The 12,815-nt window shown below is 48.1% G+C and carries 14 protein-coding genes; 1 reads left to right on the forward strand and 13 read right to left on the reverse strand.

Annotated features, from left to right (window positions below):
• Positions 1–82: 82 nt before the first annotated feature.
• The 8 genes from H7F31_RS33540 to pxpB form a co-directional block, all read right to left on the reverse strand.
• A complete protein-coding gene (locus tag H7F31_RS33540) occupies positions 83–1,372 on the reverse strand; it encodes a TRAP transporter large permease (RefSeq protein ID WP_187102402.1) in 1,290 nt (429 codons plus the stop codon).
• Positions 1,369–1,824 (reverse strand): TRAP transporter small permease, encoded by a 456-nt coding sequence (locus H7F31_RS33545; protein WP_087567451.1) that lies wholly within the window; start codon positions 1,822–1,824, stop codon positions 1,369–1,371. Before H7F31_RS33545 ends, H7F31_RS33540 begins: the two co-directional genes overlap by 4 nt.
• A 71-nt stretch (positions 1,825–1,895) precedes the next feature.
• Positions 1,896–2,903: a TRAP transporter substrate-binding protein gene (locus tag H7F31_RS33550; protein ID WP_187102403.1), complete on the reverse strand. Its 1,008-nt coding sequence runs from the start codon at positions 2,901–2,903 to the stop codon at positions 1,896–1,898.
• Positions 2,904–2,924: 21 nt separating this feature from the next.
• Entirely contained in the window at positions 2,925–3,236 is a 312-nt protein-coding gene (locus H7F31_RS33555; protein WP_187102404.1) for a 2Fe-2S iron-sulfur cluster-binding protein, read from the reverse strand.
• A gap of 25 nt (positions 3,237–3,261) precedes the next feature.
• Entirely contained in the window at positions 3,262–4,950 is a 1,689-nt protein-coding gene (locus tag H7F31_RS33560) for an FAD-binding protein (RefSeq protein ID WP_187102405.1), read from the reverse strand.
• Between the two features lie 33 nt (positions 4,951–4,983).
• Entirely contained in the window at positions 4,984–5,745 is a 762-nt protein-coding gene (locus tag H7F31_RS33565; protein WP_187102406.1) for a LamB/YcsF family protein, read from the reverse strand.
• Positions 5,746–5,778: 33 nt separating this feature from the next.
• The gene (locus H7F31_RS33570) at positions 5,779–6,786 is read right to left on the reverse strand and encodes a 5-oxoprolinase subunit C family protein (RefSeq protein ID WP_187102407.1); all 1,008 of its coding nucleotides are present in this window, start codon (positions 6,784–6,786) and stop codon (positions 5,779–5,781) included.
• A gap of 1 nt (position 6,787) precedes the next feature.
• A complete protein-coding gene (gene pxpB / locus H7F31_RS33575; protein ID WP_187102408.1) occupies positions 6,788–7,546 on the reverse strand; it encodes a 5-oxoprolinase subunit PxpB in 759 nt (252 codons plus the stop codon).
• Positions 7,547–7,772: 226 nt separating this feature from the next.
• Between pxpB and H7F31_RS33580 the strand changes: the two genes are divergently transcribed.
• Positions 7,773–8,564: an IclR family transcriptional regulator gene (locus tag H7F31_RS33580; protein WP_187102409.1), complete on the forward strand. Its 792-nt coding sequence runs from the start codon at positions 7,773–7,775 to the stop codon at positions 8,562–8,564.
• Between the two features lie 352 nt (positions 8,565–8,916).
• Here H7F31_RS33580 and H7F31_RS33585 read toward each other — a convergent pair whose 3' ends face one another.
• The 5 genes from H7F31_RS33585 to H7F31_RS33605 all read right to left on the reverse strand — a co-directional run bounded on the left by H7F31_RS33585 (position 8,917) and on the right by H7F31_RS33605 (position 12,556).
• Positions 8,917–9,159, reverse strand: a complete 243-nt coding sequence (locus H7F31_RS33585; protein ID WP_087567459.1) for a cold-shock protein — start codon at positions 9,157–9,159, stop codon at positions 8,917–8,919.
• Positions 9,160–9,232: 73 nt separating this feature from the next.
• Entirely contained in the window at positions 9,233–9,433 is a 201-nt protein-coding gene (locus H7F31_RS33590) for a cold-shock protein (RefSeq protein WP_087567460.1), read from the reverse strand.
• Between the two features lie 206 nt (positions 9,434–9,639).
• Positions 9,640–10,542, reverse strand: a complete 903-nt coding sequence (locus tag H7F31_RS33595) for a helix-turn-helix transcriptional regulator (protein WP_187102410.1) — start codon at positions 10,540–10,542, stop codon at positions 9,640–9,642.
• A gap of 27 nt (positions 10,543–10,569) precedes the next feature.
• Entirely contained in the window at positions 10,570–11,727 is a 1,158-nt protein-coding gene (locus tag H7F31_RS33600; protein ID WP_187102411.1) for an epoxide hydrolase family protein, read from the reverse strand.
• Between the two features lie 271 nt (positions 11,728–11,998).
• Positions 11,999–12,556: a double zinc ribbon domain-containing protein gene (locus tag H7F31_RS33605; protein WP_187102412.1), complete on the reverse strand. Its 558-nt coding sequence runs from the start codon at positions 12,554–12,556 to the stop codon at positions 11,999–12,001.
• Positions 12,557–12,815 lie beyond the last annotated feature (259 nt).

A 12,815-nucleotide genomic window follows, 5' to 3' on the forward strand; every position in this document is an offset into this window, starting at 1 on the left:
AAGTGCTTGCGATAAACCCGGATTAAAAAAAACACCCCGCAAGGACTTGTCGTCCCGCTTGGGTGTGCTTCTGCATCTATAATCAGCCAGCCGTAAGACGATTAAAAAAGTCAGGAATGAACAGGCTGACCTCCGGTACATAAGTAATTAATACTTGAATCACTAACAAGATAATCAACTTGGGCCAAATAAACGGAAGCATCTGCGGTACCTTAATCTTGGCAATAGAAGATGTAACAAACAAACATACACCTACAGGCGGAGTAATCTGCCCGATCGATACGTTAACCGCCATCACGACGCCTAAATGCACGGGATCAATACCTGCTGCCAAAGCTAATGGCAAAAACAATGGCGTAAAGATCATCAGCGCGCTAATCGCATCTATAAAGGTTCCGGCAATAAGTAGAATAACATTCATGAGAAGCAGCAGCATAAAAGGATTTTCGGCAAACGGTCCCAGCAGCTCGATCAGTTGGTCCGGAATACGATGATAGGATAACAACCATGTAAACAAGGAAGCCGACCCAATTAATAAAATGATGGCTGCGGATATTTTGGAGGTTGTAAGCAAAATATCAAGGACATCCTTAAGTTTAAGCTCCTTATATACAAAGATGGCAATAATAAGAGAATAGATGATCGCAATAACCCCGGACTCCGTCGCCGTAAACAAACCGGATAAAATGCCTCCAACCATAATTGTGGGCATTAACAAGGCCAAAAACGCATCCTTTAACCCCGTCGCGACTTCCTTGCCCGTAGCGCGCGTTTCTCTTCCTTTATAGTTCATTTTTTTGCCGATATAATAACAATACCCGAGCAGCCCAAGCCCGATTAAGACACCCGGCATAACTCCCGCCATAAACAGATCGGCGATGGATGCATTGGCCATTACGCCATACAGCACCATAAAGATGCTTGGCGGAATGATGGGACCTAATATAGCAGAGGTCGCTACTAAACTCGATGAAAAGCCTATATCGTAGCCTTCTTTTTTCATAACCGGAATTAACATGCCGCCGATTGCCGCTGCAGTTGCGATTGCACTGCCGGTAACGGCGGAAAAAAACATGCTCGCCAGAACGACAACCATGGCTAACCCTGCCGGGAAATGCCCGACCAACGTTTGGGCAAACCGAATTAATCTCGCTGAAATTCCGCCCTTGGACATAATTTCTCCTGCCATGATAAACAGGGGAATCGCAATTAACGAGAAGCTGTCTATCCCTCGAAAAATTCTGCGCGGCACATTTATGAGTAAATCAGGATCGGTAAACAAAATCGCTAATATAGAAGTAAAACCTAATGCATACGCAATCGGAACTCCGATGAAAAACAAAAGAAACATTACCAGGATTAAATAGATCATTTTCTCATCAAGTCCTTCACAGTGTAATAAAGCATACACAGACCGCTAATGGGAATAGCCATATATACATAAGCAACTTGCAACGGGAGAAATCCTACCGTTTGGCCCGATTGGAAATTATCGCGGATCAGCAGAATACCGTAATAAATAAAAACGAAAAGAAAAGCAAAAATCACAATAAACTCAATCATTTTAAATAACTTTCGAATGGAAGAAGGAAAGTTTTCTACCAAATCAATTTTTAAATGCTCTTTATGTTTAACCGCTAAGGCTGCGCCGAATAAAACAAACCATACGAAGCTGATCATCAATACTTCCTGAGACCATGAAAAGGAAAGGTCAAACAAGAATCTGCACATGACTTGTATCGCTGTAATCAGAACCGCAATCAACAGAAATGAACAGGTTAGAAACTCCAGCGTATAGCTTAAGAAATGTAGTTTGTTTTTCACTGTAAACTTCCTTTCTTAGGAAACGATTGGGCAGAGTAAGCAGCAAGGCTCACTCTGCCCAAAATTAGCGGTTATTGAATATTGCCGATACGCTCGACAAGCTCTGCCGGAACTTGATCGGAAAGCACGTCCTTGACTTCTTTGGTTAGTTCGCGGAACGCATCGATATTAGGCTCGGTAACAATGACGCCTTCTGCTTTAATCTCTTCGATAATATTTTTGTCAATCTCGGCAAGCTGCTCGCGTTGGAACAACTGCGCTTCTTTAAATGCATCCTCTACTACTTTTTGTTGTTCGGCCGACAAGCTTTTCCATGCCTTGTTGCTCATCGCGACCGCTGCCGGAGAATAAGTGTGACCCGTTAAGGATAAATACTTTTGTACTTCATAGAACTTCATGGAGTAAATCGTATTCAAAGGATTTTCCTGGCCATCTACGACGCCTTGGTCCATCGCGGAATATAATTCGTTAAACCCAAGCGGAGTGCCGTTGGCTTTTAAAACGGCCATGTGGGCATCCCATACTTTGGACGGTTGAACTCTAATCTTGAGGCCTGCCATATCTTCGGGGTTGCTGATCTCTACTTTATTATTGGTAAAATGGCGGAAACCGATTTCCCAAAATCCAAGGAACTTCATCCCTTTATCGTTTGCTTTTCCGATCAGCTCTTGTCCAATTTCTCCGTCCAGCGTTTTATACACATGATCCAGGTTGCGGAACAAATAAGGGATACCGAATACATTCATCTCGGGGACAATGTTGGCAAAGGAACTGTCCGCGACAACTGCCGTAATATCCAACGTCCCGTCCATGACTTGTTCAACCGTTTCATTTTCGTTGCCAAGCACGCCATTGTTGTAGATATCCACCTTTACCGCTCCGTCCGTTTTCGCTTCGACGATTTCTTTGAATTTATCCGCCGCAATTTGGTATTGATGCGTTGTAGAACCTACGTGGGCAATTTTTAAAGTAATGGCCCCTGCTTCCGAAGAATTGCCGCCTTTGTCATTGCTGCCGCATGCCGCTAAAAACACGGCCATCACTAGCATAATTAAGGTAAGTCGGTTTGTATTTTTCATTCCTCTACCACTCCTTGTTTTTTAATCAATAGATGTAACCAGATCCTTAATCCAAGGCAAACCTGATACTGGCGAAATTAGAACCTCCGAATCCGCAATTGCGCGGATGCTGCATAAGTACCCGGCTTTGTTATCCACTACAGCCATACATTCCCTGCACGCATTGGCGGAACGGCACGAATATCTAACGGCGATCGATGGATCTTTAAATTCCCTTAGCCACAAGATCGCATCCAATAAACTCATGCCCTCTTTGTAAGGAACTTCAAACCTTTCCGTACGCATACCGGTCTGAGTATCGCCGCGTACCACATTTAAAGTGATCAGCGCCACTTCACTTCACTCCCTTTACTTTAGGTTACACGCTGGATATGCGATGAGAATGAAGTTCCCAAGCGCCATCCCTGTGCCGTTTATATTGAATACTAACGGGCTGCTCATACGGCTGCTCGTAATCCAGTCGAACATGGGCTCCACGCGTTTCCTTCCTCAAAAGCGCTCCCTCAACAATGGCTTCGCCAAGCATAATCATATGAAGCAGCTCTACCTTTTCAACGAAGCCCAGTACATAAGCCGAAGATTTCGCAAGGGCCGTGCGGATAACCCTGTCCCGCAGCGCGGCCAGCTGTTGGCGGGCAGCGACAAGCTTCTCTTCCGTTCGCAGCGGGCCGGCACCCTCCCACATCACCTTTTGAAGCTCGTGCTTAATGGCAAGCATGGAACCTTCGTCCTGAGCAACCTGACGTGGATGCCACAAATCCTCTAATCTTGCGAATTCCTCTTCTACTCTCTCATCGCTCCAGGTCACCGAGGTTTGGAGCCTTGCTGCCTGCTCCCCGGCAATACGCCCCGATACAAAAGCTTCCGTAAGCGCATTTCCGGACAAGCGATTGGCTCCGTGCATACCATTAATCAATTCGCCGCACGCAAACAGCCCCTCAATCGTCGTTTCCATTTGCGTATTTATTTTAATGCCGCCCATCGTAAAGTGAGCCATTGGAGCAACTTCCACCAAATCTTTTGTCAGATCAATCCCCTGCCTGCTCAATAGATCAATCGTCGATCCAAAGGCCTCTTTCAGCTTGGCCTCCGGTACCATCCTGAAATCCAAATAAGCTCCGCCATGCGGCGTACCCCTGCCCTCTTTCACCTCGCTAAATATAGCAAAGGAAGTTTGGTCGCGTGCCGCCGTATATACACCGGAAGTCTCGTTATTGTAACGATCCATAAATTCTTCTTGCAGACCGTTTAACAAACGACCGCCGAGTTTATACCGAAAGGGGTCCCACATAATAGGGTCAATCCCGACAAGCGGGGGATGCAAATGGGCGATAGGGAAAAATTGCACCATCTCCATATCACGCAGCTCGGCGCCCGCTTCTGCCGCAAGCACGAAACCGTCCCCCGTCATATTCGCCGAGGCGCTATTGCGCTCGTAGATCTCGGTAAGGCCGCCCGTTGCCAAAATAATCGCTTTAGCATCAATTTTGACGGGCTGCAGCTGCTCGATGGAGAAGCCGATCGCGCCAACGGCTCGTCCATCTTCTACAACGATTTTTGTAATCATCATATTTTTGATGCGCTCGATCGCTTTATCCTTCCAGATGGCTCTTCGCAGTCCGGCAGAAGTTGCTCCGCCCGTATTTAGTATATCTACATAAACACAGCGTCTTCGCGAGTGACCTGGTGCCACTACTTGAGATCGGATACCTTCGGCTGTACGAGCCCACTTTACGCCATAACCTTCCAGTTCATTAATTAATTCCGGTCCGCGATCGACAATCGTTCTAACAATATCAGGATCGGCCATGCCCCGACTGCCTTTCATAGTATCCTCGAAGTGAATATCGGGATGGTCCTCCTCAGCCTCTCCCAATGCGACGGCTACAGTCATTTGGGCAAGCACAGTCGCACCGCCGCGCCCAATAATGCTTTTATCCGCTAGCACAACCCTTGATCCTTTGTCTGCCGCCGCTTTCGCCGCCACCATGCCGGCTGCGCCAGAGCCAATGACTAACACATCCGTCTGCACGTATAAGGGTTTCATCGTACAACCTTCCTTTCTGCTATGTAGCGACTATTATTTTTGTAATGCTTGTACAGTTATGCCGGCTGCGGTTAGCGCCTGATTAATGGTCCTTGCAAACTCCAGCGCACGGATACCGTCACCGTGAATACATATCGTCTCGGCTTCAATATCGATATCAACCTGCTGCCTTGTAAGGACCTTTCCTTCCTTAACCATGCGAATTACTTGTGCCAGCGCTTGTTGTTCGTCCGTAATCATGGCGTCAGGTTCCCTTCTGGACGTCAGCGTTCCATCGGATTGATAGGTACGATCCGAAAATACTTCGCTTCCCGTACGCAGACCGATACGCTTGCCCGCTTTCAGCAGCTCTCCTCCTGCCAAACCAAACAAAATTAATTCGGGATTTACTTTATACACGGCTTCTGCAACAGCCTCGGCCAATTTGGCATTGGTGGCTGCCATATTGTATAGCTCGCCATGAGCCTTTACGTGCTGGAGCTTCCCGCCTTCCGATTGAACAAAACCTCCAAGAGCGCCAATTTGATAGACAACAATGTCATAGGCTTCTTGCGGAGATATATCCATCTTTCTACGTCCAAATCCGATTAAATCCTGCAGTCCGGGATGAGCTCCAATCGAAACGTTGTTTGCTATGGCCAGTTTGACCGTTTTCCTCATCGTCCCCGCATCCCCCGCATGGAAGCCGCAAGCAATATTGGCCGAAGTGATAAATGGCAATATTTCTTCGTCATAACCCAGCCGATAGGCCCCAAAGCTTTCGCCCATGTCGCAGTTTAAATCAATAACCTTCATATCCATCCTCCTCTATCAGATCGTGAACAACCTCTATAAGCTGTACATTTTAATCGTTGTTTGCAGTTGAAGCAGGCTCAGGTCCATAATCATTTTTAATCTTTGCGCTTCCTTTATATCAATAAGCTCAAACCTGATTGGATTGCCGATTTGAGCTTGTGCCAGCAGCGGCAAGTCTGCCGAAATGACCTGTGCGATTTTAGGATATCCCCCCGTTGTTTGACGATCGGCCATGAGCACAATGGGATTGCCGTCAGATGGAACCTGCACCGTCCCCATTACAACCGGCTCTGAAAGAAGTTCTCTTGCTTCCTTTAATTGCAGAGCGGCTCCTTTTAACCTATATCCCATACGGTCAGACTGGGGCTCAACTACAAATGGCTCTTGAAACAAGCATTGAAGGCTCTCTGGCTTAAAAAACTCAAACTGGCTCCCCGGCAAAACCCTTAACACGGGCTGTAAGGAATACCGAGGAAGCAGCTCATCCGACACTTTCCATGAAACGGATGCGAAGGAATCGCCCTTCTTGTTCTCTCGCTTCAATTTGTCGATTATTTTTGCGGATCGTTCGTTCGGGGGACGGATTTGCAATACATCGTTTGCTTTCAGCATTCTTCCTTCTAATCCGCCTATTTGCGCCCTCAAATAAGTAGAATAGGAATTCATCGGCTTAGGAAGCTTAAATCCGCCTGCAACCGCGATATAAGCGCGCATCCCTTGCTTCGCGGATCCCATGTGTAACGTTTGTCCAGCTTCTATCCATACAGGCCTCCATAGCGGAAGCTCCTCCCCGTCAATCATTGGTTTGAATGCAGCTCCGCAAATCGCAATGAGAGCGGCATGCTCAAAATATAAAGTTGGCCCGACAACGGTAATTTCCAGACTCGCTTCGGCTTCCTCGTTGCCAACTAATATATTTGCGACGCGATACGCTAATGTATCCATCGCTCCGCCAGCAACAACGCCAAATTTTTGGTATCCGAATCTTCCTATATCCTGTATCGTTGTCAGGACGCCAGGTTTAATCACATAAATGCCCATTCTATATCCGACTCCATTGGTCATACTCTATTGGTGATATTGGATAGAAACGAATCCTGTTGCCGGCCTTCAATAATGTAGGAGGATTTTTATCCGGCAAGAACAACGAAACCGGCGTTCGTCCGATTAATTGCCAGCCACCCGGCGTTGAAATGGGATAAATGCCTGTCTGTTCGCCCGCAATCCCCACCGTCCCGCTTGGGATGACTAGACGGGGCGTTTGTTTCCGCGGTGCGGAAATCCGTTCATCCATCCCGCCCAAATAAGGAAATCCCGGCGCAAAACCAAGCATGTATACCAGATAATCGCGACTGCAATGAATCTGGATAACCTCTGTTGTACTCATTCCGTTTTGCGCAGCTACAAATTCCAAATCGGGACCAAACTCTCCCCCGTAGCAAACCGGAATTTCCACCAGCGCAGGTTCCGCGGCCGCCGTATGCTGCACTTGTTGCAAAGCACTTTCCAGCCACTTGCTTACAATCTCATAGGGAGAAAGGTCAAGCTCGGGATCGGCTTCCGGATCAGCCTCCGCCCTCTGCAGCATCCCCATATACACCTGCAAGGGCTCATAAACGATCGTCACCGAAGTATAGGCTGGAATATATTCGATCATGCCGTAAAACGAGTGCTGTTCCAGATAATGCGACAGCATCATGACCCGTTGATGAGTGGCCTCATCCACCTGATTTCCCAAACTAACCATTATCGCGCTATCCCCAAGCGAAGCCATTTCGTAATTCGTAATCTTCGCGACCATAACATCCCCTATTTCAATTCATGATAAATCGACTAGTTCAGTGTTCCGAATTACGGAACTGTTGTTCCGTAAAGCAATCTCATATATATCGATAATTATAGTCGGATTTAAACGAAAATCAATCATTTTTTTCCTTCCGTTATACGGTTAGCCATTTTCCGTGTATACTGGTAATCGACACATTCGCCCATCACTGCTTGAAGCAGCTTAAAATATGGAGGATTTTATGAGTATTCCTACCGTTTCGAACCATAAAAACAAAACAGTCGTACGTTCTATGGATCTGCTCCATTTATTTTTGCATCACGAACAATTGACGATCAGCGATATGGTTAAATTGTCCAACATGCCTAAAACAACCGTACATCGCATGATCGGCTCTTTGGAGGATATGGGTTTATTAGAAAAAGACCATGAAGGAAAATATAGGCTGGGATTGTTGTTTTTACAATTTGGTCATCTAGTGAGCGAGCGGCTGGACATTCGAAAAAGCGCCTTGCCAATCATGCATAAACTGAGCAGCGACGTTAAAGAAGCCGTCCATTTAGCTATACGAAACGGCAATGAAGCCATCTATATCGAAAAGCTGGATACGGACCAGCCTGTAAGACTATTTACGAAAATCGGAAGAAGGGCTCCTTTATATGCGGGAGCTTCGTCGCGGATTATTCTTGCTCATTTAGAGGCCGAGGAAAGAGAGCACTATTTAAATACAATAGAGCTTAGGCCCGTCGGAGAGGGAACGATTACGAATAAGGAGCAGCTTCGAGATATTCTAAATCACTCCAGAGAAGTCGGCTATAGCTTTAGTCGGGCCGAGCTGGAAAACTATACGGCCGAGTTAGGCGCTCCGATCTTCGATTATTCCGGTAAAATAATTGCAGCTATAAGCATCGCAGGTCTCGAGATCAAATTTGAGGAGCAGCACTTGCCAGGGCTTATCCAAAAGCTTAAACAAGCGGCACTGGAAATATCGCTTCAGCTAGGTTTTCAGCTTTCGCATAACGGCAATAGATGAGGAGATCTGTACATGGCATAGCTCAAAATCGGCCTCTCTGCACATTTGTGCATTTATCCCCAATTTCTTAAGCAAATAGAGCTCCTGCACAGCAAATTGTACGAAAATACACAATTTATCGCTTCATATCGTCGTTCGGGACCTCTTTGAACCAAAATTTGTGTATATATGTACAAATGTGTGAATAGATTGCTCTTACGTCATTTTAATTGTGTATTTTCGCACAATTATTATCCCGCTTGTAAAAATTTCCAATGGCGCACCCAGCACGCAGCCGTTAGAATGACGTAAACGGCAAAAAAAACACCCCGCAAGGACTCGTCGTCCCGCTTGGGTGTTCTTCCGCACCTATTTAGCTAATTCCTTCAGCTCTCTGTTTCTTCCTGTAATGCTTGATCTCTTGATCCGTCGTGACCAGGATCGGCAGCAATTTCTCGCTCCGGATCATCGCCGACTTGCACATCGGACATGTGGGTTGCTCCTTGAACGAGAAGCTGTCCCTGATCCAGCCGTTGCAATCGTCTCTGCCGCATGACCAGATGGTGGTCAATTCCTCAGGCAAATTATCCAGCGGTTTATTCCATGAATAAGCCATCGAACCTTCCCCCTTCGCATCACTCGAAAAAAAAGAAAAGCCCCAAACGCTAAGTCTGGGGACAATGTCTCACTTACAGCTTGACAACATTCTCGGCTTGTTGGCCGCGGTTGCCTTGAACAACGTTGAATTCCACTCGTTGTCCTTCGTCCAGCGATTTGAAGCCATCGCCAACGATTGCGCTGAAGTGTACGAATACGTCGTCTCCACCTTCAACCTCGATGAAACCGAAACCTTTTTCTGCGTTAAACCATTTAACTGTTCCCGTTTGCATAGAAACACCTCCATATTTTTATATGACCTCTTATTTTATCGAAATTAAAATAAAAATTCACATATTGCACAAGATTATTAATTAAAATAATAACCCTCTGCAATATGCGAATTGCGGTCAAAATTCCAATAAACTCATTGTACCATATCGGCAAGATAATAACAAACTGTATTTGTCCCATTGGTATTTGTCCCATCGTTGCTTCCTTATGCCAGCCCATCATAACGCCTGCGAATTTCCTCCAGCGCATCGAGCAAGTTTCTTCGAAGCTCAGGCGGTTCCATCACTACAACCTTGGCTCCATAGCTCAGCACAACGGACAAGGCATACTCCTCCTTGTAGAACACCGTTCTCACGTCGATATAGTCGCCTTCATGACTGCACTCGCCGGGGAACTGCTCCGAAACTCTAGGGTCGGCGCTTTTGTCGAAGCGCAGGTGAGCATGAATGCCTAGCGGCGGCTGCTCGGGGACCACCGATTCCGTCTCTCCACGCGGCTCGAACGTCTCGTTCGCGATCACCAGTCCGCTCATTCGGGATACGCGGAACAACCGCCTGGCCGAGCGGGTGAGACAATGGCCTTCGACGTACCACGCGCCGCGCTCCCAAAACAGTCGGGTCGGCTCCACACGTCGCTCGCTCATCGTGCCGGATGCGCTTTGGTAAGCGAATGCGATGACGTTCTTGCGTCCGATAGCGCCATAGATGCCGCGAACCGTCTCCCTATCGGGCTCCGAGGTACTCAGATCGAAGAAGAGATCGTCGGCATGCTCCCCGCTCTCCAGCTTGGGATGCAGACTGCGGAGCTTATCCTTCATCCTTGTATACCTGTCTCCGACTGCGCCCTCCACACTCTGCAGCAGCCGGTAGATGACGGAAAAGTCCTGCACCGTGAAGTGCTGCTTGGTCAGGAAGAAGCCGTCCATCAGCTCGAACCCGCCGTCCGCGCCGGTATAGGAGACTACCGGAATGCCAGCTTGGTTGATCAGCTCGATCTCCCGGTAGATGGTCCGCGTAGATACCTCGAACCGGGCAGCCAGATCGGCCGCCCTTACGCGCTTCTTTGACATCAGCTCCAGCGTAATCGCGAGCATCCGATCCAGCTTCATCCCCACACCCCGTTCTCTACGTTACCACTATGCCATCGTGCGGAAAAACTGACGAATATCCTCCACGAACCGGGCAGGTTGCTCCATCGCGAAGAAATGACCGCCTTCCGAAGACTCCGTCCAATGAGTGATGTTGTGAGCTTTCTCGGCCAGAGTCCGTACAGTCGGGTCATGCGATACGGATACAAGCACCCCGGTCGCGACGCTTCCTCTTCCCTTGGGTACCCACGCCATAGGATCGTTCATGGATTCGTAGTAGATCTGGGCAGACGAGCCGGCGGTGCCGCTGAACCAATAGACACTGACGTTCGTCAGCATCCGGTCGCGGTCGATAGAAACCTCCGGCAGCTCCTCGGCCGGAGCAGTAAGCGATTTAAACATCTCGACGATCCAAGCCAGTTGCCCCACAGGAGAATCAGTAAGCCCGTATGCCAGCGTGTACGGACTTTTGGACTGGATCTGCAGATAGCCGTCGTTAAAGCTCTCCATGCTCGCCAGCCGCTGCCGCTCCTCCTCCGTCAAAGCCTCCAGCTCGCCCTCCTCGCCCGACGGGAACGTGAGCAGCGCGTTCATATGGATGCCGATAAGACGCTCCGGCGCCAGATGGCCCAGCTCGGGAGCGATGAAAGCGCCCGTGTCCCCTCCTTGTACGCAGAAACGGTTATAACCGATACGCTCCATTAATTGAAGCAACGCCTCTGCGATTCTGCCAGGCGTCCAGCCTGTCTTAGCGAGCGGAGCGGAGAAGCCAAAGCCCGGGATAGACGGAATGACGAGATGATAAGCGTCGCTCGGATCTCCTCCATGAGCGGAAGGATTGCTGAGCGGGCCGATGACGTCCAGGAACTCCACGAACGATCCCGGCCAGCCATGCAGCAGCAAAAGCGGCTTGGCATCCGGCTCCGGAGATTGAATATGCAGGAAATGAACATTTTGCCCGTCGATTGACGTCATGTAATGGGGAAGGTCATTCAACGCGCTCTCCTGGGCGCGCCAGTCAAATTCATGCTGCCAGTAGCTTGCCAGCTCCTTCAAGTACGGGACCGGCACGCCGCGCTCCCAGCCTGTTTCCGGCAACTCCGGGTATCGGCTGCGAGCCAGCCGATCCTTCAATTCGGCAAGTTCAGCCTGAGAAACCTCGATGCGGTATGGGCGGATTGCTTCATTATTGTTTGTAGTGTTCATGGACCATTCTCCTCTCGATTGGCGGATACAAGAGAAGAATACCAAACTAATTATGACATTAAGGCTGTCATAATTAAAACACAACTATTTATCCGTTTGCTGACGCATCCGCTCCACAACGCCTTAAGCTGTTACCACGCCCTAAAGGCTTCAATCAAGATTTATAAGCGATTGCGCCAAGAGACCGCAGGGCTGGTGCGCAAGGAAGAGGCCGAACATGCCGCGATCGCATATCTCGACTCGGTTTACGATAACATTCGCCAGTGATGTATTAGAGTACGGAAGCTCCACAATTTTCGCATATCCGATCCGCTCCGAGCGCAGCCTTGCAGGAAGGACAGGTTTCGCTTGCCGCAGCCGCAACCGCTTCCTCTTTTCCAATGTGAGCTTCAGCTTTGCCCGTTTCTTCGAGAGCCATAACTTCTCCCGCTTCCGCTGCGTTGACTACAATAACTTCCGGTGCCGACTCTGCAAGTGTATGCTCAAATTTATGACCGCAGGTGGAGCAGTATTTCGCTTCGAACGGCAATACTTCCCCGCAAACGCAATCCTTCTCAGCCTTAATGATTTTTATTTTATTCTCCAGCTGCACAATCTCGAGTTGGATAACATTGATCGTATGGCTGGCTGTCTGAACCAGTTCCAGAGCGGATGTTGACTGACCGGTTGTATGTGCCTGATATACCGCTTTGCCAATTTGAGCATAAAGCTTTTCGATCTCGCCGCGTTTGCTTGAAATTTGCGAATGCAATCGTATAACCTCAACGGAATCCTTGGCCTTATCCGCTGCTTTCGACGCGCCTTCTTTTAGTTTGTCAAAAAAACCCATTGCAATCCTCCTCTTGTTCCCTAAGACATTATATAAATCTATATTACATCATATTTTCGGCAATTATCTATGATTATTGATTATCAGTAATCTTGACCAAAAAAAGCCCGGTCCACTCGACATCGAGCGAACCGGGACAAAGATATCCTGTATTTGGAATGATTGCTGAATACGCATTATGGGGTTATACTATGTGCATACTCTTAAAGAGTATCCACATATTCATCACACCTACCAATTTGCGAGTATAAATAATTAC

The sequence above is a fragment of the Paenibacillus sp. PAMC21692 genome, from assembly GCF_014303795.1.
Classification (GTDB): domain Bacteria; phylum Bacillota; class Bacilli; order Paenibacillales; family Paenibacillaceae; genus Pristimantibacillus; species Pristimantibacillus agaridevorans.

Bases quoted from the DNA above. Each gene is read 5' to 3' on its own strand.
- pxpB (WP_187102408.1), bottom strand. From the start codon at position 7,546: ATGGTCGCGAAGATTACGAATTACGAAATGGCTTCGCTTGGGGATAGC.
- H7F31_RS33550 (WP_187102403.1), bottom strand. From the start codon at position 2,903: ATGAAAAATACAAACCGACTTACCTTAATTATGCTAGTGATGGCCGTG.
- H7F31_RS33565 (WP_187102406.1), bottom strand. From the start codon at position 5,745: ATGAAGGTTATTGATTTAAACTGCGACATGGGCGAAAGCTTTGGGGCC.
- H7F31_RS33560 (WP_187102405.1), bottom strand. From the start codon at position 4,950: ATGAAACCCTTATACGTGCAGACGGATGTGTTAGTCATTGGCTCTGGC.
- H7F31_RS33580 (WP_187102409.1), top strand. From the start codon at position 7,773: ATGAGTATTCCTACCGTTTCGAACCATAAAAACAAAACAGTCGTACGT.
- H7F31_RS33570 (WP_187102407.1), bottom strand. From the start codon at position 6,786: ATGGGCATTTATGTGATTAAACCTGGCGTCCTGACAACGATACAGGAT.
- H7F31_RS33590 (WP_087567460.1), bottom strand. From the start codon at position 9,433: ATGCAAACGGGAACAGTTAAATGGTTTAACGCAGAAAAAGGTTTCGGT.
- H7F31_RS33540 (WP_187102402.1), bottom strand. From the start codon at position 1,372: ATGATCTATTTAATCCTGGTAATGTTTCTTTTGTTTTTCATCGGAGTT.
- H7F31_RS33600 (WP_187102411.1), bottom strand. From the start codon at position 11,727: ATGAACACTACAAACAATAATGAAGCAATCCGCCCATACCGCATCGAG.
- H7F31_RS33585 (WP_087567459.1), bottom strand. From the start codon at position 9,159: ATGGCTTATTCATGGAATAAACCGCTGGATAATTTGCCTGAGGAATTG.
- H7F31_RS33595 (WP_187102410.1), bottom strand. From the start codon at position 10,542: ATGAAGCTGGATCGGATGCTCGCGATTACGCTGGAGCTGATGTCAAAG.
- H7F31_RS33605 (WP_187102412.1), bottom strand. From the start codon at position 12,556: ATGGGTTTTTTTGACAAACTAAAAGAAGGCGCGTCGAAAGCAGCGGAT.